At 67.2% G+C, this 19,329-nt stretch carries 14 protein-coding genes and 5 pseudogenes; 14 read left to right on the top strand and 5 right to left on the bottom strand.

The annotated features are described in order from the left end of the window. Positions 1 to 103: 103 nt before the first annotated feature. From ACFYXH_RS25775 to ACFYXH_RS25735, 9 genes and pseudogenes are all read left to right on the top strand, one after another. Positions 104 to 1,009: a LysR family transcriptional regulator gene (locus ACFYXH_RS25775; RefSeq protein ID WP_389567334.1), complete on the top strand. Its 906-nt coding sequence runs from the start codon at positions 104 to 106 to the stop codon at positions 1,007 to 1,009. 121 nt (positions 1,010 to 1,130) lie between these two features. Continuing rightward, entirely contained in the window at positions 1,131 to 1,553 is a 423-nt protein-coding gene (locus tag ACFYXH_RS25770) for a YjbQ family protein (RefSeq protein WP_389567331.1), read from the top strand. A gap of 148 nt (positions 1,554 to 1,701) precedes the next feature. Beyond that, positions 1,702 to 2,061, top strand: a pseudogene (locus ACFYXH_RS25765) (recombinase family protein); the annotation flags it as partial. A gap of 924 nt (positions 2,062 to 2,985) precedes the next feature. Beyond that, a pseudogene (locus ACFYXH_RS25760) lies at positions 2,986 to 3,597 on the top strand (integrase core domain-containing protein); the annotation flags it as partial. 164 nt (positions 3,598 to 3,761) lie between these two features. After that, on the top strand, positions 3,762 to 3,989 hold the full coding sequence (locus ACFYXH_RS25755) for a hypothetical protein (RefSeq protein ID WP_389567328.1): 228 nt from the start codon (positions 3,762 to 3,764) through the stop codon (positions 3,987 to 3,989). After that, positions 3,950 to 4,447, top strand: coding sequence for an ISAs1 family transposase (locus ACFYXH_RS25750; RefSeq protein ID WP_389567733.1), 498 nt, complete (start codon positions 3,950 to 3,952; stop codon positions 4,445 to 4,447). Before ACFYXH_RS25755 ends, ACFYXH_RS25750 begins: the two co-directional genes overlap by 40 nt. 32 nt (positions 4,448 to 4,479) lie before the next feature. After that, entirely contained in the window at positions 4,480 to 7,578 is a 3,099-nt protein-coding gene (locus tag ACFYXH_RS25745; RefSeq protein ID WP_389567325.1) for an NACHT domain-containing protein, read from the top strand. Between the two features lie 305 nt (positions 7,579 to 7,883). Beyond that, positions 7,884 to 8,030, top strand: a pseudogene (locus ACFYXH_RS25740) (IS3 family transposase); the annotation flags it as partial. Between the two features lie 33 nt (positions 8,031 to 8,063). Beyond that, positions 8,064 to 9,026, top strand: a complete 963-nt coding sequence (locus tag ACFYXH_RS25735; protein ID WP_389567322.1) for an ISAs1 family transposase — start codon at positions 8,064 to 8,066, stop codon at positions 9,024 to 9,026. A gap of 1,360 nt (positions 9,027 to 10,386) precedes the next feature. Here ACFYXH_RS25735 and ACFYXH_RS25730 read toward each other — a convergent pair. Continuing rightward, a complete protein-coding gene (locus tag ACFYXH_RS25730; RefSeq protein ID WP_389567320.1) occupies positions 10,387 to 12,537 on the bottom strand; it encodes an ATP-binding protein in 2,151 nt (716 codons plus the stop codon). A gap of 21 nt (positions 12,538 to 12,558) precedes the next feature. On the opposite strand from ACFYXH_RS25730, the gene ACFYXH_RS25725 reads away from it, so the two are divergent. Further along, a complete protein-coding gene (locus ACFYXH_RS25725) occupies positions 12,559 to 13,842 on the top strand; it encodes a radical SAM protein (RefSeq protein ID WP_389567317.1) in 1,284 nt (427 codons plus the stop codon). Positions 13,843 to 14,018: 176 nt separating this feature from the next. On the opposite strand, the gene ACFYXH_RS25720 is transcribed toward ACFYXH_RS25725, so the two are convergent. Beyond that, positions 14,019 to 14,900 (bottom strand): hypothetical protein, encoded by an 882-nt coding sequence (locus ACFYXH_RS25720; protein ID WP_389567314.1) that lies wholly within the window; start codon positions 14,898 to 14,900, stop codon positions 14,019 to 14,021. Positions 14,901 to 15,101: 201 nt separating this feature from the next. Between ACFYXH_RS25720 and ACFYXH_RS25715 the strand changes: the two genes are divergently transcribed. The 4 genes and pseudogenes from ACFYXH_RS25715 to ACFYXH_RS25700 all read left to right on the top strand — a co-directional run. Continuing rightward, a complete protein-coding gene (locus ACFYXH_RS25715) occupies positions 15,102 to 15,527 on the top strand; it encodes a hypothetical protein (RefSeq protein ID WP_389567311.1) in 426 nt (141 codons plus the stop codon). Positions 15,528 to 15,741: 214 nt separating this feature from the next. Then, positions 15,742 to 15,948, top strand: a pseudogene (locus ACFYXH_RS25710) (transposase family protein); the annotation flags it as partial. 1,246 nt (positions 15,949 to 17,194) lie between these two features. Continuing rightward, positions 17,195 to 17,701 carry a helix-turn-helix domain-containing protein gene (locus tag ACFYXH_RS25705; protein WP_389567730.1) on the top strand — a complete coding sequence of 169 codons (507 nt, stop codon included), beginning with the start codon at positions 17,195 to 17,197 and terminating at the stop codon, positions 17,699 to 17,701. Positions 17,702 to 17,713: 12 nt separating this feature from the next. Further along, positions 17,714 to 17,923: pseudogene (locus ACFYXH_RS25700) on the top strand (IS5/IS1182 family transposase); the annotation flags it as partial. Between the two features lie 14 nt (positions 17,924 to 17,937). On the opposite strand, the gene ACFYXH_RS25695 reads toward ACFYXH_RS25700, so the two are convergent. From ACFYXH_RS25695 to ACFYXH_RS25685, 3 genes are all read right to left on the bottom strand, one after another. Further along, positions 17,938 to 18,357: a hypothetical protein gene (locus ACFYXH_RS25695; protein ID WP_389567308.1), complete on the bottom strand. Its 420-nt coding sequence runs from the start codon at positions 18,355 to 18,357 to the stop codon at positions 17,938 to 17,940. A 574-nt stretch (positions 18,358 to 18,931) separates the two neighbouring features. Next, positions 18,932 to 19,072 (bottom strand): hypothetical protein, encoded by a 141-nt coding sequence (locus ACFYXH_RS25690; RefSeq protein ID WP_389567305.1) that lies wholly within the window; start codon positions 19,070 to 19,072, stop codon positions 18,932 to 18,934. Continuing rightward, positions 19,069 to 19,305, bottom strand: coding sequence for a hypothetical protein (locus ACFYXH_RS25685; protein WP_389567302.1), 237 nt, complete (start codon positions 19,303 to 19,305; stop codon positions 19,069 to 19,071). The genes ACFYXH_RS25690 and ACFYXH_RS25685 overlap by 4 nt, the downstream gene beginning before the upstream one ends. Positions 19,306 to 19,329 lie beyond the last annotated feature (24 nt).

Here is a 19,329-nt window from a genome sequence, read left to right as displayed (position 1 = left end):
ATCGCGGCATGAGGCGGAGTCCATGCGGTGACAGCCATGGTGGACGCCACCGACTCTTCGCGTCCATTGACAGTTTCAGCAGTCGATCTTTTAGATCCTCTCCATGGAACTGGGTGGAGTACATCTGCGCGCACTGGCCGAACTCGACCGCTGCGGCACCATGACGGCGGCCGCTGCGGCCCTCGGCTACACCCCTGGCGCGATCTCCCAGCAGATCGCCCAGCTGGAGCGGACCGCGGGCGCGCAGCTGATACGGAGAGTCGGGCGGCGGGTCGAGCTCACGGACGCCGGGCACACCCTGGTCGTCCACGCCGGCCGCATCCTGCGAGCCCAGGCCGAGGCGGCGGCCGCCATCGAGCGCACCCGCACGGAGATCTCGGCGCGGCTGCGGCTCGGCGTGTTCGGCACAGCGGCAGCGGCCTTCCTTCCGCCCGCCCTGCGCTGGCTCGGCGAACACCACCCGGCGGTCGAGGTGGTGAGCCAGGAGGTGGACGTCGACCAGGCCCACGCGGAGGTCTCCGCCGGTCGGGTGGACCTGGCGCTCGGACTCGACTATCCGGACGCTCCGCTCGCCCGGGACGAGGCCTCTGAGCTGGTACGACTCCACTCGGAGCGCTTCACAGTGGCTGTGCCGGCCGATCAGGCGCCGCCCGACGCGACGTCCTGGCGGCTGACCCGGCTGGCCGACCGGGACTGGATCCTGCCCGCGCCCCATACGCACTACGGACGTGCCGTGCGTACGGCCTGCCGCCGGTCGGGATTCGAACCGCGCGTCGCCCATGAGGTCACCGACACCGCGACCTCCCTGGCCATGGTCGGGGCGGGTCTCGGCGTGGCGCCGCTGACCGGGCTGATGCTGAGGCTGCGCTCGGAGGGCATCGCCTCGGTGCCCCTCGACGACCTGGTCGAGCGGCATGTTGTGGTGGCCGTACGTGCCGCCTCGCGGGGGCGGCCGTCGGTGGAGGTGCTCATCGAGGCACTGCGGCGGGCGGCGACGGCTGAGCCCTGACCGTGCGCGCCTGCACCCGGTCACCGCGCCTTCGTATGTGCGCTGTCGAACGAGGTCCCGCGCGAGTGCGTCCTCGGTCCGGGCATCGGCGATCTTGCCGAATGGACGAGAAGATGGACCCATGCCCGGACAGTTCACCACCAGGATCCTGACCATCACCACCGGCTCCGTCGAGACGGTGACCGATCTGACCCACGCCTGCGAACAATTCCTCCAGGAGACCGCGAGCGGCCGGGACGGCCTGCTCAACATCTTCGTCCCGCATGCGACGGCGGGCGTCGCGGTCATCGAGACCGGCGCGGGCAGCGACGACGATCTGCTCGCCGCGCTGCACACCCTGCTGCCGGCAGACGACCGCTGGCAGCACCGGCACGGCAGCCCGGGCCACGGCAGGGACCACGTACTGCCCGCCTTGGTGCCGCCGCACGCCACGCTGCCGGTGATCGGCGGCCGGCTGGAGCTCGGCACCTGGCAGTCGGTCTGCCTGGTGGATACCAACATCTCTAACGTCAACCGTCAGGTTCGACTGAGCTTCCTGAGCTGATCAAGATCGTCCAGGGGGTGGCCGCGATTTCTCCGTAACCTGCGTGCTCGAAACGGAGAAGCCTTGCGCGGTACGGACCTGGACATGATCGAACGACCCTAATGACGGATGCGGAAAGTGCCTGCTCGGCGTGCGGCGGCTATCCCGCATGAAGGCGGCCACGTCGTCACCGGAGCGTCAGAGGGAGGACGTTCTCTCAGCCGCCGCATCCATCGGGGGTCACATTATCGGCTGGGCCGATGACTGGGAGGTCTCGGGCGCAACGGACCCCGTGACACGGCCCAAGCTGGGCCCGTGGCTCCGTGATGAGCGGGGACCGTACGACGGCCTGGTGGCTGCTGCTGTGGACCGCCTCGGCCGCAACGTCGTCGACTGCCTGAACACTGGCTACAAGATGCGCGACGAGAAAAAACTGCTCGTCACGTACGGCCACGATGGCTCGTGGGACTTGGACGACCAGACGGACGAGAACCGCTTCACCATGGAGGCGTGGGGCGCCCAGATGGAGCTGCGAGCGATCCAACGCCGGAACCGTAACGCCACCATCAAGATGCGGGCCGCTGGGCGGCCCAAGGGGAAGCCGTCGTATGGGTTCCAGTACGTGCGACGCGTGAGTGGCGGAAAGATCGACCATGTAGAGCTTCACCCGCACGCGTCCACCGTGCTGCGGCTCGTGGCTCGCCGCATCCTTGCCGACCCAGAGCGTGTCACGCCCAGCAGCGAGGCTGCCCGACTGAACCGTGAGGGGGAGTTGTGCCCAGCCGACCATCTGGCTGTCATGTACGGCAGGTCGGCGGGGGGCCGCCCGTGGTATCCGACCAGCTTGCGGAACATCCTTCTTTCCGAGGCTGCTCTCGGCTACTTGATGCACGGGGGCAAACCCGTCATCGACCAAGAGGGGAACCCCGTACGCCTCTGCGAAGGCTTGTGGAACCGAGCAACCCACGAGGCCCTGAGGCGAGCTCTTGCACCCAGCGAGACGCCCTGGGCGGGGCGTCGGTCGAACCGCGACTACATGCTTACGGAAGTGGCGTTGTGCGGGCAGTGCCATAAACGGCTGTACACGCAGACCTCAGCCACCGAGCCGCCGCGGTACGTGTGCACCGTGCGGAACAAGGGGTGGCTGAGTGCGAAGGATTGCCGTCCCGCGCCGCTCATCCGCGCGCACCTGCTGGATGGGCACGTGGAGGAGTGGTTTCTGCAGACGTTCGGTGACGGCGCGATCTTCGAGACGGTCTATGACCCTGGGAACGGGGTGCCGGAGCGCATCGCTGAAGTCCGGGCCAATCGGGAGCGGCTTCGAGTCGATCGCCAGGCTGGGCTGTACGACGCTCCCGACGACGCTGATTGGTTTCGGGAGCAGTACGCCGCGATGGGACGAGAGTTGGCGGCGCTGGAGGTCGAGCCGCAGCGCTCGCCCGGGATGGTCCGACGGCCAACGGGTGAGACTGTCGCGGACCGTTGGGCCAAGGCCCTGGACTTCCAGGCCCGCAAAGAGATCCCTGACGGCGGCGGCTGGCGCACGGTCGGCAGGACGGCCGGTGACCGCAACCGCCAGGCCACCACCGACCGGCGCAAGAGCTGCAAGCCGGTGATCGGCTACAGCTACATCCACTCCGCCGTCGACGACCACTCCCGCCTGGCCTACAGCGAAGTCCTGACCGACGAACGCCAGCACACAGCGATCGGCTTCTGGCAGCGGGCCCACGCCTTCTTCACCGGCCCCGGCATCACCGTCGAACGGGTGCTGACCGACAACGGCGCCTGCTACAAGTCCAAGCTGTTCACCCAGACCCTCACCGCGGCCGGCATCGCCCACAAACGCATCCGGCCCTACCGCCCCCAGACCAACGGCACAGTCGAACGCTTCAACCGCACCCTGCTCGACGAATGGGCCTTCCTGCGGCCCTACACCAGCAACACCGAGCGGACCACAGCCCTGGCAGACTTCCTCCACACCTACAACCACCACCGCTGCCACACCGCACTCGCAGGCCAGCCACCCATCAGCCGTGTCAACAACGCTGCGGGTCAATACAGCTAGTTGCTGCCTCCGCGGTCGTCGGCGGCGCGCTGTCGTTCGCGGCCATCGGCCAGTGGGCCGCGAACGCCCCGCAGCACGCCCTGGCCCGGCTGGGCGCCCGCGGCGTCGGGGCACTCGGCGTACGGGTCGCGCCGAGTGCCGCGACAATCCGCCGGGTCGTCGGCATGGCCTGCCCCGGCGGCCTGGCCGATCTGACCGGCGCTGATCCCGCCGGCTCGCAATCACTGGCCATCGACGGCAAGGCCGCCCGCGGCTCCCGGCACGGCACCTCGCCCGCCGCCCACCTCCTGGCCGCGATGACCGGCGACAGCCGGACCGTCACCCAACTACGCGTCCCCGACAAGACGAGGAGATCACCTGCTTCGCGGCGCTGCTGGAGCCCTTCGACCTGACCGGGGTCACCATCACAGCGGACGCGCTCCACACCCAGCGCGGCCACGTCCGCTTCCTCGTCGAGGAGAAGAAGGCCCACTACGTGCTCGTGGTCAAGGCCAACCAGCCCGAACTGCACCGTCGGCTGCGGTCGTTGCCGTGGAAGGCCGTCACCGCGCGCCGCTATGACCGCGCGACCGGCCACGGCCGCCGGGAGACCCGGGCGACCAGGGCACTCACCGTCACCGACCTCGGCCTGGACTCCCCCTACGCCGCCCAGGCCGTGCGCATCCTGCGCCACCGCACCGACCTGACGACCGGCAAGGTCAGCCGCGAGACCGTTTACGCGGTCACGGACCTGACCTCACATCAGGCATCGCCGCAGCGGCTCGGCCGGCTCGCCCGCTCGCAGTGGACCATCGAGAACCGGCTCCACGCATGTGTGGCGTGTGTGCCGGTATGCGAGGGGTATGGATGAGGCGGGATGCGCGTGAATTGGGGGATGATGGGATGTCCAGACCGCTGCGTTACGCCGACGCCGTCCGACTGCTCGGGGGTAGCGGGCCGGTGGCGGCCGCTCTGGAAGGGGCGGTCGGCGAGGCGCTGACCATCACCGCAGGACCCATACCGGGTCTGGTCCTCGGCTTGTTCGGGGCTGAATCGCAGATCATCTCACTCAGCAGATCGCTGGTCAGCGGGCTTGGCGAGCGCTTGAGCGGTCTGGGCCGGTTCGGCCGCACCGAGCGCCTCGCCGCCGCGCACGCGGTGATCGTCGTGGCGGCGTACGGCGAGGCACTTGCGGAAATCTCCTTCCCCTTCGACGCCGGCCAGCTCACCCTCAGCCGGTTGGACGCGGCGCGGCTGGCTACAGGTGACGCACCACGGGACAGGCGGCTGGTAGACGTGGCCGACCACTTGTTGCGCACCGGGGTGCCGTTACCTGCCCCCCACCAGCCTTACGAGTCGACGCTCATTGCCCTCCGTGACTTTTACCAGGCGGCATCCCGGCGGATGAGCGCCTTCGTGGCCGGCTGTGCGGTCTGGGACACCCTGAACACAGCGGACCGGCAGCGGACCCAGGAACTGTTCGACGGCGAGGTGCTGGACAGAGCGCTGGTCCGCTACGAAGAGCTGTACCGCCAACTGGCTGCACAATTCGCCGAGCTGGCGTTCTGGACGGACCGCACGGACCACCGGGCGACCCGCGAGAGCGTGCGGAGCCTGACCGACATCGTCGCCCGCCTCGCCGAGGGCGGCGTGCCGCCCGCCCGGTTCGCGGGACTGGGCCATGCCGGCGCCGCTGCGCTGGATGCTCCGGTGCTTGGCGTCGAGGAGGCCGCCGATGGGATGGCCATCCCCACCCTGCGCGAGGCCTACCTGAGTCCCGACTTCCGGATCCGCGAGTTCACCACAGGCGACGACCTGACAGTCGAGGAGCAGTGGGTGGACCGGGACGTCCGACCGGGGCTCGACGCCTTCCTGGCCGATTTCCTCACCGCACCCCAAGCCGTCACCGCACCCGTGCTCCTGCTGGGACAGCCCGGCGCGGGCAAGTCCCTCCTGACGAAGGTCCTGGCCGCCAGTTTGCCCGCTGACGACTTCCTGGTGGTCCGGGTCGCCCTGCGCGCGGTACCCGCGGACGCCGACATCCAGCGGCAGATCGAGACGGCCGTGCGACAGTTGACCGGCGAGAGCCTCGACTGGCCGGACCTGGTGCGTGCCGCAGGGAACGCGCTGCCCGTGGTGCTGCTCGACGGCTTCGACGAACTCCTACTGGCGACCGGCCTGAACCAGTCCGACTACATGGAGCGAGTCGCCGACTTCCAGCGCCGGGAGGTCGGCTGCGGCCGGCCGCTCGCCGTCATGGTCACCAGTCGGACAGCGGTCGCGGACCGGGCCCGGCTGACTCCCGACGGCGTCGCCATCAGAATCGAACCCTTCACTCCCCGCCAGACCACCCAATGGCTGCAGATCTGGAACGGCCGCAACGCCGCCTACTTCGCCGATCGCGGTCTGCTGCCGCTGGCACCACACCACGCCCTCGTCCAGCCCGACCTGGCCTGTCAACCGCTACTGCTGCTGCTCCTCGCCCTCTACGACGCCGAGGACAACGCCTTCCAGGGACAGACCCACCACCTGGCCAGCTACGAACTCTACGAAAGGCTCCTCGCGCGCTTCGCCCGGCGCGAGGTCATCAAGCACGGGCCATCGCTTTCGGAGCACGCGATAGCGAAGGCGGTCGAGCGCGAACTGCTGCGGCTGTCGGTGGCCGCGCTGGCCATGGCCAACCGCGGGCGCCAATGGGTCACGGGCGACGAACTCGACACCGACCTGCAGGCGTTGCTGCCACGGGAGTCGCTCCCCGCGGCGGACGCGGGACTGCGAGCCGCCCTCAGCCGCGGCCAAGTGACCGTCGGACGCTTCTTCTTCGTCCACCGGGCCGAGGCCTTCCGCGATGCCGAAACACTGCACTCCTACGAGTTCCTGCACGCCACCTTCGGCGAGTACCTTGCGGCCCGGCTCATCGTCAGCGAGCTGACCGCGTTGGCGGAATCGGAGCGGGCGCAGGCTGGCCGAGTCCGCAGACCGGCACTCGACGACACCTTCCTGCATGCGTTGCTGTCGTTCTCCGCGCTATGCACCGGCCGTTACCTCCTCGGCTTCCTCGAGCAGGGACTGCGCGACTCTGCCGGCCACGTGGCGGACGAGACGCGGTCGCTGCTCCTGTCCATGTTCAGGGAGGCGATGCAGGAACGCGTAGCGGATGCCTACACCGACTACCGTCCCGCCACACGCACCATTCCCGCACGGCACGCGCTGTACGCCGCTAACCTCCTCCTGCTGGTGCACGCCTTGGACAGGCATGTAACGGGGCGCGATCTCTTCCCGGACACCCACGACCCGGTGGCCGCGTGGCGCGGCACCGCTCTGCTATTCAAGTCCCAGATGCTGCCGTCCGAGTGGACCGCGTTCGCCGGCCTGGTAGACGTGCAGCGGGTGTGGCAGGGCGAGCACCGTGAGATCCAGGTGCGGCGCCTCGCCCCCGCTGACGACGAGCGGCCCCTGACCGACTGCGCGGATCCGGTCGTCCGCACCTCCCCTTCCGCCCCGGACGTCTACTGGAGCCACGGCTGGGGGCCCTCCCACCGTTACCGCGACTTCTGCGGATGGCGACTCCGCGACCACAGCCGTCTGGTCCACGACGCCGATCTGCTCTGCGACGAGGACACCGACGCCCTGCTGGACTTCGCCCGGGGCCTGCTGGACGCCGGTGACGGAGTCCTCCTCACCAGTTTTGCCGGGGTCGGGAGCGGCCGGGCTCGCTCCGCCGCACAGGTACTGGTGGAGCTGTGGGAGACGGGCGAGTCGTTCTCCGCCTGCCACAGCGAGGCACTGTGGATCTGCCTGCACAGCCTCAGCCCACGCGCGCCGGGCACCCGCCACCGCTATCTCGACGTGGTCGGACAGCAATGGCGCAGGGCGGGTCGGCCGCTGGACCCGCACTGGCTCGAAACCGCCCACTCGGTGATCGAGGCGGACGGCCGCGCCGCGCCGACGCGCCATGACCACGAAGCCATGACCCTGCTATACGAGCAGGCACTTCGATAGAGGACCAGCCCCGACCCGTCCCACTGCCTTAAGCGGCTGACTGCAACATGATCGGGAGCGGGCGATGCGGAGGAATGCTGCCCGCACCGGATTCTCCCGCGGGATTCCGGTCAGCGGCGGGCGGACACTGGCTCTCCAACGACAGCAACCGCAGCTGGCCACCTTGCACGTCCAAGGGGCCCCAATATGCGTCCCAAGGCCAGCCTCCTCCCGCCGTCTTGCCCGACTGCGGCTGTAGGCTCCGGATCTCATGAACGCCTCCGGTCTCCGGTTGTCCAGCGAAGTACAGCAACTGTGATCACACGTTCCCGACGCGCGCGCACGCCCAACGCGCGATCGTCCGCTACATCGAAGTGTTCTACAACCGCCAACGCCTCCACTCCGGGCTCGGCTACAGGACCCCCTCAGAGGTCCAAGCCCAGGGGCGTTTCAAAGTCCCGGTGATCATGTAGGTCTGCAGGTCGTAGTGCTGCGGGCGCCCGCGGGTGACCTGTCACGGTTCCGCGAATGCGCCGCAGCACACCCTGGCCCGGCTGGGCGCGCGGACGGTGGGCGCGCTGAGCGTACGAGTCCCGCCGAGCGTCGCCACGATCCGACGGGTTCTCGGCCGTGTCTGCCCCGGCGGCCTGGCCGACCTGACCGGCGCCGATCCCGCAGGCGCGCAGTCGGTGGCCGTTGACGGCAAGGCAGCCCGCGGCTCGCGTCACGGCCAGACCCCGGCCACCCACCTCCTGGCAGCGATGACCGACCAGGGCCGGACCGTCACCCAGCTGCGGGTGCCTGACAAGACCAACGAGATCACGTGCTTCGCCGCCCTGCTGGAGCCCTACGACCTGACCGGGGTCACCGTCACCGCCGACGCCCTGCACACCCAGCGCGCCCATGCACGCTTCCTGGTCGAGGAGAAGAACGCCCACTACCTGCTGGCGGTCAAGGCCAACCAGCCCGGCCTGCACCAGCAGGTGAGGTTACTGCCGTGGAAGGACGTCACCGCGCGCCGCTACGACCGCGAGAGCGGCCACGGCCGCAAGGAGACCCGTGTCACCAGAGTTTTCACGGTCACCGATCTCGGACTCGACTTCCCCCACGCCGTCCAGGCCGTTCGAATCCAGCGCCACCGCACCGACCTCAGGACCGGCGCGTGCACCCGCCAAACCGTCTACGCAATCACCGACCTGACCTCGCAACAGGCCTCGCCCCAGCACCTGGGCCAACTCGCCAGGTCGCAGTGGACCATCGAGAACCGCCTGCACTTCATCCGCGACACCGCCTTCCACGAAGACGCCTCCAAGATCCGCACCGGCCACGGACCCGACAACATGGCCACCCTGCGGAACCTGGCGATCAACACACTCCGCGACGCCGGGCACCACAACATCGCCGCCGCCCTCCGCCACACCTCCTACGAACCCTTCACCCGCCCACTCGACCTCCTGGGCATCGCCTGACCAGCACGCTCACAAGATCAAGAGACTTTGCAACGCCCCTGGCCTCTGGGGTACCAGCCCGCCTGGAGTAGAGCCGACCGAGCGCCTGGGCGACCTGACGGCTGTATTCCTCCTTAACCTGCAACTCGGCGACGAGTGAGCACCCGCGCAGCCTGCCGGACCAGTGGCCTTCCCGAATGCGGACCAACTCACTGGGCGTGACCGTCCGCAGAGAGTCCACAGCTCTATGACTTGCCGTCACGATCGTTTGCCCCCTCAAGGCCCCGCCCGTCCAGATGGTGCGCATACGACATCAGTGGGAAGCGGGCCACCAGAGCCGACAAAAACAGGATATGCATCACGGAGGTTGCTGAGGCGGATCCTGTAAGGACGTACTGCGTAGCTGGCCCTTGATCTGGCTCGGGTAGGAGCTGAGCGGCGGCTTCTGGCTATGTCTTTCATAGATGTGCTGGCCTGCGGACACGGACATGAGGTTCCACCCCGGTATTTTCCGGGCGTTGAGACGCCGGAGGCCGCGAATGCAGCTCGCCTGCGCGGCGGCTGCACGCAGGTTGTCGATTCGGGCACAACCGATCAACGGATCGCGGCCATCTTCCTGAGGCTGTGCGGCTTGCGAGCGAGCTCGCCCCCAGAAGTTGTGCATGGGGACCCCGTTGCTGCACGGCACTTGGGGCATAGTGTGGCCAAGACGCGGGTCGTCTGAAGCGCCGAAGTGTCCCGGTGGCTTCAGCCGTGTGGTGGCTCCGGCCATGTGGATCGAGGGCTTTGGAGAGGCCCTCGCGAAGTTCGGCCATCGTTGCTCTTTGCCCCAAGAGTGGTTAAGAACTCCTCGACGCACCAGCCGATCGAGGCTTCCTGCCGGGACAGGTATAGACCAAGGAAGCGGATCCGGTACCGATCGTCGTAGTCCAGTAGCAGGTACCCGGCGAGTTGGTACCGTTCGCTTGCTCCCAGGCGCCGAGGATGGACCGTTGCCTTGCAGCCGACGAGCTCGCCGCCAAAGATAAAGTCCGCGTCCGCTCCGCCAACGTCCGAACTGCTGGCGAAAACTGGTCCGCACACCCCGTCTTGACCAATCTTCCAGCCAAGGCCGTCCTGGTCCTGGGCCAAGCGGAGCTGGGCGGTGATGTCGTCGATGACGAACCGGGGAATCTCGGCTGACGGCGGTCAGTTCAGCGTGCCCGGCCAGCTCCCGGGCCGTTCAACGTGTTGCGAAGATCCCTAGAAACCGCCCACATGCAGTGCCGCCAGAAGCGCGTCCAGGTCTGTCGTCACAGACGAGCGGACGGACGCGTTCGCCGTAGGCGCGGCCGACTCAGACATCGGACTGATTCATCCAGGCAGGCCGGCCGGATCCCGATCAGCAGCCGAGCAGGTCGCCCCTCACGTCGACCGCATCGGGGTGACCGAGGTCTTCGAGGGTCACGAGCGCGCGGAGCCAGTGGTCCCGGGCTTCGGCGATTCGGCCGTTGCTCTTGAAAGCGCGCGCGAGAATACGCAAGGTGGCAGCCTCGCTGAGGCGATTGCCGAGCTTCTCGTGTAGCGGAAGCGCCTGTGAGGCCAAGTGGACCGCTTCGTCGAAGCGGCGCAGGGAGAGATAAGTGTCGGCGAGCTTGTCCAGTACCAACGCTTCCCCGTAAGCACGACCGAGGTCACGGAAAATCGTCAAAGACCGCTGCAGGGACTCGATCGCTCTGTCATAGCGCTCCAAGGCACTGTAAGCGGGGGCGATGTTCTCCAGAGAGTGGGCAGCCAGAGAAGCATCGCCGTTGCGTTCGGCGGCGATCAGAGCTTGGCCCAGCTGCTCGATCGCCTCGTCGAAACGACCGAGCGACACCAAGCAGTCTCCGATGCTGTTGAGGCACCACCCTTCGTCCTCGCCGATCTCTCGGCTGACTGCGAGGGCCTCACGGTTGCGCTGCAGGCTCTCCTCGTACGCCCCGCGGTAGGAGAGCGCAGCCCCGAGAGACCGCAAGGTGATCGCCTCAGCATGTGCGTCACCCAGGTGACGGGCGGCAGCAACAGCCGTCTCAGAGACCGTGACCCAGTCGGTGGTCGGCCGTCGCAGCTGGAAGAAGGACCTGAGGGCGATCGGCAACTGCCACGCCACGACGTGCTCGCCCACCTCGGCGGCCTGGCGGCAGGCCGCGAGGAGATTCAGGAACTCCGTCTCGTACCAGTCCATCGCCGCGGTGCGGGAAGGGAAACCGATGGTCAGCGCAGGTGGGGGAGGGTCGCCTGGCGTCCGGTCGAAAGGTGTCGGCCCCCTGCGGACGTCGAGCTCCGCAGCGGCCTCCTCGGCTGTGAACAGATACCAGGTCAGCAGCCTTCGAAGAGCGGCCGAGCGGTCCTGCTCGGAGTCTTCGGACACACACTCGCGGGCGTAGTCACGCAGCAGGTCGTGGAACCGGTAGCGATCCGGGCCCGCCACCTCGAGGAGATGCAAACTGGCGAGCCCGCCGAGGACACGGACGGCCTGATCGGGCGGGAGTCCGGTGAGAGCCGCGGCTGCCAGCACGCTGATCTCGGGTCCTGAAACCAGTCCGAGAAGGCGAAATGTCCGCGCAGCCGCTGGGGAAAGATCGCGGTACGACCAGGAGAACACTTCACGGACCGCCGTTGTCTCGTCGTCGTCGTACGTGGTCAGGACGTCCAACCGTCGGCTTCCGGACTCGAGTTCGGAAGCCAGGGCTTCGATGGGCAAAAGCGGATGGATTGCCGCCCGCTCGGCCGCGATGCGCAGGGCCAGGGGAAGGTGGACACAATGGCTCGCCAGCTTGGCGGACGCCACGGGTTCCGCATCGACGCGTTCCCTGCCCAGGATGGACCGCATCAGATCAGTCGCCTCCTGGGGGGCGAGTGGGCCGATGACGATACGTTGGGCCCCCTCGCGGACGACAAGACCGGACAGCTGGCTTCGGCTGGTCACGAGCATCAAGGACCCTGAGGTGCCGGGAAGGAGGGGACGTAACTGAGCGGCGCTGCGCACATTGTCCAGGAAGATGATGAGGTGTCGCCCGCTGACAACGTGGCGGTACAGGGCCGTCCTGGCGTCCAAGTCCGGCGGGATGCTGCCTGGAGGCACACCCAGACTCACGAGGAAATTTTCCAGGGCCTGGTGGGGAGAGAGCGGAGGGCTGGCGTCGTAGCCCTGAAGGTTGAGGTATAGGTGACCGTCCGGAAAGCGGTCGCGCACGGCGTGGGCCCAGTGGACGGCCAGCGCCGACTTGCCGACTCCCGCGGCGCCGACGAGCGCCGTGATCAACAGGGTTGCCGGTTCACCGGCATCAGAGGCTGCGAGGAGCGCCTCGAGCCGAGCCAGTTCGGCCGTTCTACCAGTGAAATGGGTTGGCCTTGGGGGAAGTTGACGAGGCGCCGTCACAGGAGTGGGGCGTCCGGTGTGGAAGTGCACACCACCAAGAATTTGCCGCGCCTGGACGACATTGTCGGCGGTACCGGGAAAGCCATTGTGCGAGTCGTTGGATGGACGTGGATCAACACGATCTGTCATGAGGCCGCATCAATCGTCTGAATGTGGGGGATTCAGTGTACGGGGGCACGCAGAACGCTGTCCACGGCCGTGAAGAAGCGGACCACCACATTCCGCGCGGTCCTGCTGCCGGTGCCATTGACACGCTCGGCTGCGCCACCGTTCCATGACAACGCTCCCGGTACGACGACCGTAGGTAGGAGGGTGTGCGTGTATTCCGCGTCCGGCGGTGACAGCGGGGCGGCTCTCGGGCTGCGACCGTCCGTCTTGGTGATGCAGCCGACAACCTTCTGCAATCTTAATTGCAGATATTGCTACCTGCCCGACCGGGGGAAGCGCCTCGACATGCCGGCCACCGTCAATCGTGCCGCCGCGGAGTCCGTGGCCCGCTGGAGGGACTCCGGGCACCAGATAGAGGTCCTCTGGCACGCGGGAGAGCCGCTCGCAGTCGGTGTCCGGAAGTTCGAGGACCTGCTCTCCGACTGGCCTCCCGGCACCGCTCATCACATCCAGACGAATGCGACCTTGATCGATGAGGCCTGGTGCGACCTGTTCGACCGGTACCACGTTCGGGTGTCCGTGAGCATCGACGGGCCGCGGGGCATGAACTCGGGCAGGGTCACACGCGGGGGTGGCCCCGCCTGGCGAAGGATCGCGGCCGGGATTGCGGTGCTGAGACGCCGGGGGATCCCCTTCCACGTGCTTTCCGTGGTGCGCGATCCCGCGCCCGAGGTCGCTCGGTTGGTCTACGCCCACGCCTGCGACATCGGAGCGGAAGTACTGGGAATCCTGCCCGAGGAAACGAAGGGCTCCCATGGCGAAGGCTCACCGGCAGGCAAAAGCGAATGGGTGGGCTTCTTCGCTGAACTCTTTACGCAGTGGCGGGCGAACCCCGTGGTGCGGCTGCGGGAAATCGAGTCGGTGGCGAACTGCTACGACGCAGTGCGATCGGGGATCACTGAAGCGGAGGTCCTGAGTATGCCCGTGGAGCCCATTCCCACCGTGTCGTACAACGGGGAGGTGACGGTCATGTCCCCAGATCTGGCGGGCTTCCGGCATCCAAGGCACGGGGCTTTCACGGTAGGCAACGTGTTGCGGCACCCCCTTGAGGATCTTCTGAGCAGGGCGGGCTCGGTTCCGTGGGTCCGCGAGGCCCTCGCCGGTGTGGACGCGTGTCGCCGCACCTGCCGCTATGCCGTCGCCTGTGGCGGAAGCTGGCCGGCGAACAAGTACTTCGAGCTTGGGCGGCTCGATGGTACCGAGACGAATTTCTGCCGAAACCTCCATCAAGCGAAGACCGAAGGAGCGTTGCCGTGTCATCCCTGAGCTGCCAACATACCCCGGAATTAAATCTCGAGGACGTTCTGCTCGCTAATGTGGAGCACCTCGAATGGCTGCTGCGGCCGATACCCCGGGGCAGCACTCCGCCCGATCGCGACGGTGGCCTCGTCTTCCACAAGTTCCAGTCGATGAGCCAAACGTGGAGCCGCCCCGGCACCTGATCAAGTCCGGGAGAACGCACCCCGCGGAAATGTTCCGGCGAAGACCAAGGCGCTGGACGAATGCCGGCGACCCTCCATCGACCCGTCGTGCAGTGCGAGTCCGGCAGGCAGGACGACTAGATCTCCCACCTCGGTTGTCCAGACGACACAAACGATTTTCAACACCTCAGCCGGATGTTCGATGAGGAATTCACGGAGCTGCTGGGTACTCGGTACATTCCGGCTGTCACCGGGACTGACCTTGTCCGACAGATGTAGGGCAGACATGTTCAGTGCGAAGACCAGTGACCGGGAGGCTGGCCCCAGGTTGTGAATGACGCGCCGATCCGCGCACGCAACACGAACGCCGCGGGGATAGCGTTCACCTTCGCCCTGACTGGTCCAGGCGTTGTCGTAGTGCATGCCCACCCAGCGGGCCACAGTGGGCTCAGAATACCGTGCGATGCGCGGGTCCATCACGGTGGTAGTCCGCGTGCCGCCCCGCGCTGTGAGCACATCCACCAGCCGTCCCGAATGCGGGCTGAGCGCGTAGCGGGAACCGTAGTGGGGTACGAAGTCCGGCCTGGTGGCCTCCTCCGAGGCGGCGGCCACCACCCGGTGGTGGGAGCGGTTCAGTCTCCCGAAGCCGACACACAGGCCTGCGGGCGTCCCGGGATCCGCCAGGAACGGCGTGATGCACTCGAGCCGCCCGGCGGTCAGCGGCACAGGCGCATCCGGCACGATTGCATGCTCCGCGAATCCCCCGTGCGCCACCTCTTTCGGCGTCGCCACATGGATGCCGCACACCGACAGTCGGTGTCGGTGCATCCGCAACCACCCGCCCGGGCAGTCGAGCCTGATCGACCTGTCGTCGACATGCAGAGAGGCCAGCGCGGCGTCCACAGAACCCGTACTCATACCCATACCATGTCCTCGCGGTCGGCAGCGGATGATGCGGAACCTTGCCAGTCGACCGCCATGGGACTACCCGCAGGGCTCCTTCGTCACTCCTCGCCGCAGGCCGGCCGGGGCACCAGCTTCGACTTCTGTCCGAGGCAGTCAAAAGGCGCTATTTTGAAGGGGTCGGAGAGGGAAGGGGAGCCCATGTTCGACGCGTCAACGGCACAGGCGGTGGCAGCGGTGGTGACCGCGGCCGCAACCGGTGCCGCGACCGAGGCCGGGCGCGAGGCGTGGACGTCACTGCTCGAGCTCGCACGGCGGGCCGTTCGACGTTCACCCAGAACATCCGAAGGGGACCTGCTGCCCGTCGACCCGCAGGATCCGGCTCAGGTCCGGGTGCTCGCCGGGCTCGTCCTCGAGGAAGCAGCGCGGAACGACGACTTCGCGGCGGCCTTGGAGAGTTGGACCCGTGTCGCCAGTGCCCGGCTGGGACTCGCTTCGCGGGTGAGCGGCGTGCACAACGAGGTGGCGGGCAACGCCCGCGTGGCCACGGTGATTCAGGCGGACACCGTGAACGGCGGGATCAGCTTCGGGCACAGTCCGCTCCCTGCGGATAGTGATCCGCAGTGACGTCGGCGGTATCACCCGAGCGCGAAGTGCTGCTGGATGAGGCCGGCCGTCCGGCCGCCGAATACGTGCCGGGTTACAGCCACGAGCGTCCCTGGGCCGGCGCGTTGCGGACTACCGGCGCGCACCCCGGCAGCACCGTCCCTTTGCTGCTGGACCGGTTGCCCGGTGGGATGGTGGCGACGGACGAGAACTTGGGTGCGGTCGCCGTGGCTGCGGGCGCATTGCGATTCGCCGGGGCCGGCCGTGGAGCCGCCGCTGGGAAGACCGGACGCTCCTGGCCACGGCGTACTGACGCACGAACTTGACGATGCGCCAGCTCGCCCCTCTGTTCGGTATCTCCAAGGCTGCCGACCGCACCATCGACCACCTCGGCCCGCTCCTGGCGCTTCAACCTCGGCGCCGCTTCGCGAGGGACTTCGTACGCCGACAAGTACGACGGGGGGCGTGAACATCGCACATATTCGCGCGTTGAAATAGGACGGCAAGCGATTCGACCCGACGTGGAGCGTGGAGGACCGAAACAGCTTCGCCAATCTGATTCTTGCTATGCAACGTGCACCACAAGCGGGTCGACGATGCGGAAGGCGAGAAGTACACCGCCGTCCCGATCCTGGAAAGTTGGAGGGCTCAGCGAGAAGCGGGCGGGCAGGAGGCCCTCGCAGGCCTGACCGGGCTCACTGAGACGCGACTGGCCGAGATGATCCACGAAGCGCAGGTCGCCTACGTCAAGCGGCTCGGCCCGCTCCTGGCAGCGATCGCGGAACGGATGCCGGAGTCGGCGTCGTTGGTGAACGTGCTCCGGTCGGACCTGGAGGAACTGCGCGGTATGCGCCCGACGGTATCGCAGGACACGGCCTGGACGCTGTACGAGGCCAGCCGAGGGCTTAGCCACCTACAGGACAACGCTTTCTGGCTTAGGGAGCCAGCGAGGATCTCCAGCACCTTCAGGACAATGCGCCGCTGCTGGCGTCGGCGGCGCGTAATCTCGCACGGTTGGCTGACATGCCCGCACAGCTTGATTCGGCTGCCGACACGATCCGCAGCGCCGCTGCCTCTGTCTCCGAGGCCCGGCGGTTCTGAATGTGTCGGGCTGTTGTGCTCTTCTACCAGCGCCTGCAGGATGATGCGCTGGTAGGTCACTCCAACCACAACGTTGGTGATGGACCAGGAGCGCCTCACCGCCGACGCCGGTCGGCTAGGGTCGGGTTGCCCTAACGGAGTTTCGCGGATACCAACAAAGACAATGCCAACCGTCAAGTGCGGTTGACTTTCCTTGGGTAGCGGTCGCGAGCGCGACCGTACCCGGCATCCCCGGCCCCACGAAGTGGCGTTCTTGTCTGCCGTTTCAGCAGCTTCTTCGTCTGCTGGTGGTACAGGAACCACACCGCGGCTGACCAGTTGAATCGACTGTCCTGAGACTTTTGGCCAGCGGAGTGGTCCGGGAATGGTCCGGATCTTGGTCGTGGGACGCATTGCCTGGCCTGGGAGGGCCTCATGTCACCCGCGTCGACAGCCCGGATCGCGGAAGCGTCCAGCACAGGTGGGCCTGGGTGACAGCGGACGAGGACTCGTGACGCGACGCGATCGGCGCTGAGCGGTCTTGCGTAAGTCGGGTGTGGGTGGGCATACCGGCTGGTGGGAGGGGGGCCGCCGTGTCGAGACTGCTGATGCTGGAGCTTACGCTGGATCAGAGGAGTGATGTTGAGGGGCTGTTGCGTCGACGCGATCTGGCGTGGAACACGCGGATGCGTCTGGAGTGTGTGCGACTGGCGGGTCAGGGGCGGACCGTTCCTGAGGTTGCCGCGATCCTGGAGGTTCACCCGGTGACTGTCCGCAGGGCGGTGCACCGCTTCCGGGTCGGCGGCAGGGCTGCGATGGCGGATGCGCCCCGTAGCGGACGGCCACCGAAGGTCAACCGGGCAGACCTGGACGCGCTGGAGCACATGCTGGACGACAGCGTGGAGGCGGGTGGCCCATCCTGGACGCTGCCCCGGCTCGCAGCATGGCTGGCTGCAGAACGCGGCGTGAACGTCCACTCAGCGCGGCTTTCCGTCCTGCTCAAATGGGACGGGTTCCGGTACAAACGCACCCGTACCAGCGTGCGGCACAAGGCCGAGGAAGCCCTCCAGCAGATCGCCCGGGATCAGCTGGAGGGCCTGCGGCTGTACGGCTGAGGGCAGCCCGCCGACCAAGCTGTGAACCGCAAACGTCTGGGCAGCCACGGCGGCCGTCCGCCAGCCTTCGACCGCGAGGCATACAAGCGACGCAACACCGTCGAACGCTGCATCAACAAGCTCAAACAGTGGTGCGGCCTGGCCACCCGCTACGACGAGACCGCCACCATCTACCTCGCCGGACTCCACATCGCAGCCATCTTCATCTGGTCAGCGAGGTGATCCGAAAAAACGGCCTAGAGCTTTGCGATGTCCTTGTGGACCAGTTCGGAGCCGTGGTATGCAGCCAAGCGCACCTTGAGCTGATGGCCCTTGGGTGCCTTGATGATCTGGTTGAGCGTCTCCCCCATGCTGCCGCCGTAACACGGAGGCTCGGAGTTGAGGGCGGTCCAACCGTCCCCCACGTCCTTCGGGTCGTTCCACTCCACCCAGACGCAGTCGGGCTCGCCGGAGAAGGCCTGCAGCGAGATGATCTTGACCGAGTTCACCGCGCCGTCGACGCGCTCATAGGTCACAGTCGCGGAATTGTGGTGGAGGCCGGCACCGGCCTCCAGGTTGACCTTGCTGGCCGCGGTGTCGGCAGCGGCCGGAGCCGCTCCTCCCGCAATCGTCGCGGCGACGACCGCGACGGTGACAGACAGGACAGGTAAGCGCATGATCCGTCTCCACGAAGCTAGTTGAGGAAGACTCACCTTGTGAGATTGACTTCCGTGGGAAACGCGAAGCCTCCGGCTCCGCCGTCACACGACGAGAGCCTCGGAATTGTCCCGCCTCCCAGAACGCCCTCACCCTCTCGCAGAGTAACGGCCGAGCGTATCGGTGAAACCACTTAGTTCGACTACGTAAGTGCGCGTTAACCTCGGTATTTCATGACGGTCCGTCGGGTGTTCGGCGGGCCGTTTCGGCTGTTCAGGCAGAATATGGGCAGGTTTGGGAGCCGGGTATCGCGCGGTGGGCGGCGGGTTCCACGGCTCCGCTGGGTGGTGCGGGAGGCGTGGGTCAGGCAAGATCCGGAAGAGAGGGCCTAGCTAGTAGTGTTTCGAGAGGTTCTCGTTCTGCTTCTAGGGACGGGGCGGCCGCAGGTGGTGCAGGTGCCGGTCCAGCACCTCAGCAGGTCCTGGAGGATGTCCAGGACCTGGTAGAGGGTCAGACCGGCGTGTGGGCTTTTGGGTCGAGCCGTCGCAGGGTGAGGAAGGCCCGGGCGGCGGTGACGAGGGTGACGTGGTGGTGCTAGCCGCGCCAGGTCCGGCCCTCAAAGTGGTCCAGGCCCAGGCCGTGTTTGAGTTCGCGGTAGTCGTGCTCGATGCGCCAGCGCATCTTCGCCCACCGCACCAGATCGGCGATCGGGGTAGTGACAGGCAGGTTGGTCATCCAGTAGCCGGTCGCGCGGCCGCTGTTTCGGGCTGTTCGACCAGCAGGGTCCGCAGCGGCAGCACCCCGTCCCACCGGTTGCGTCCGCCGGCCTGTTCCTGGGCGGTGCGACAAGCTTCCTTGCCTGACGGCCGCACCTCAAGCACAGCGAAGCGGGAGGTCATCGCGCCCTTGCTGCCCTCACGCCAGACGACTTCCTCAAACCGCGTCTTGATATCGATCAGCTGGGGCAAGGGCTGGGCCGATTCGCGGTCGCG

The organism is Streptomyces sp. NPDC002730 (assembly GCF_042888805.1).
Lineage (GTDB): Bacteria > Actinomycetota > Actinomycetes > Streptomycetales > Streptomycetaceae > Streptomyces.
The sequence above is the reverse complement of the archived record's forward strand: the minus strand, read 5'-3'. Positions and strand labels throughout refer to the sequence as shown.

Bases quoted from the DNA above. Each gene is read 5' to 3' on its own strand.
- ACFYXH_RS25705 (WP_389567730.1), top strand. From the start codon at position 17,195: ATGCTGGAGCTTACGCTGGATCAGAGGAGTGATGTTGAGGGGCTGTTG.
- ACFYXH_RS25730 (WP_389567320.1), bottom strand. From the start codon at position 12,537: ATGACAGATCGTGTTGATCCACGTCCATCCAACGACTCGCACAATGGC.
- ACFYXH_RS25695 (WP_389567308.1), bottom strand. From the start codon at position 18,357: ATGCGCTTACCTGTCCTGTCTGTCACCGTCGCGGTCGTCGCCGCGACG.
- ACFYXH_RS25775 (WP_389567334.1), top strand. From the start codon at position 104: ATGGAACTGGGTGGAGTACATCTGCGCGCACTGGCCGAACTCGACCGC.
- ACFYXH_RS25745 (WP_389567325.1), top strand. From the start codon at position 4,480: ATGTCCAGACCGCTGCGTTACGCCGACGCCGTCCGACTGCTCGGGGGT.
- ACFYXH_RS25725 (WP_389567317.1), top strand. From the start codon at position 12,559: ATGTGGGGGATTCAGTGTACGGGGGCACGCAGAACGCTGTCCACGGCC.
- ACFYXH_RS25755 (WP_389567328.1), top strand. From the start codon at position 3,762: ATGGCCTGCCCCGGCGGCCTGGCCGATCTGACCGGCGCTGATCCCGCC.
- ACFYXH_RS25770 (WP_389567331.1), top strand. From the start codon at position 1,131: ATGCCCGGACAGTTCACCACCAGGATCCTGACCATCACCACCGGCTCC.
- ACFYXH_RS25715 (WP_389567311.1), top strand. From the start codon at position 15,102: ATGTTCGACGCGTCAACGGCACAGGCGGTGGCAGCGGTGGTGACCGCG.
- ACFYXH_RS25690 (WP_389567305.1), bottom strand. From the start codon at position 19,072: ATGACCAACCTGCCTGTCACTACCCCGATCGCCGATCTGGTGCGGTGG.